Below are 807 nucleotides of genomic sequence, written 5' to 3'. Positions count from 1 at the left end.
TTCTTATTCATCTCCTCTAATGTGTAATCTAATCCCTCTATCAACCATAACTCCTCTTCTATTGTCCTTATCAATCTTTCTACAACACCATTAGTCTTTGGACTCCTTGGATAGCTAAAGTAATGCTCCACTCCTATATCCGTTAAATACTTGTTAAACTCCCCTAAAAACTCACTCCCGTTATCTGTTTGTACCCTCTTTATCTCAAATTCAAAATACTCATTTAACTCAATATAAAATTCTTTTGTTTTCTTTGAATTTTTACTTTCATATACCCGTGCAAAACAAAATCTGCTATACTTATCTATAGCTGTGAATTGGTAATATGTTGCACCTGCGATGTTCAGGTGTTTTACGTCTATTTGTACTACATCCCCTGGGGCTTGTGCTTGCAAGCCTCTTTTTGTCCTTTTCTTCTTTATACTCTTTCTTCTTTTGTTTTGTATTTTAATTGATTTTGTTCTCTCTATTAATCCTTCTTCTTTTAATACTTTATACACTGTAGATGGTGATACTTTTATGTTTTTTTCTTCTTGTAGATATGCCGATATTTTTTCTTTGCTCCAAGTTGGGTTTTGTTTCCTGACTTTTATTATTTGTTCTCTGTACTGATTTCTTATAGTTGGTTTTCTTGTGTTTTTTGGTGTTGTAGGTCTATCAAGAAGTCCTTCAAGTCCGTCTTTTTTGTATCTTTCAAACCATTTATAGAAGGTAGTTCTTGATATTCCGAAGTATCTGCATGACGGCCGCCCTCGCCGACGGCGCCGACCGCACGGTCGAGCTGACCGGAGCGGCCAACACGCTGCT

The 807-nt window shown here is 36.4% G+C and carries 1 protein-coding gene; it reads right to left on the bottom strand.

Features of this window, described 5'->3' with window-relative positions; genetic code table 11:
- A partial coding sequence (locus tag ACK4SC_RS11700) for a helix-turn-helix domain-containing protein (protein ID WP_409618151.1) occupies positions 1 to 807 on the bottom strand: 807 nt, incomplete at both ends.

The organism is Microcella sp., from assembly GCF_046293215.1.
In the GTDB taxonomy this organism is placed as follows: domain Bacteria; phylum Actinomycetota; class Actinomycetes; order Actinomycetales; family Microbacteriaceae; genus Microcella.
The sequence above is the reverse complement of the archived record's forward strand: the minus strand, read 5'-3'. Positions and strand labels throughout refer to the sequence as shown.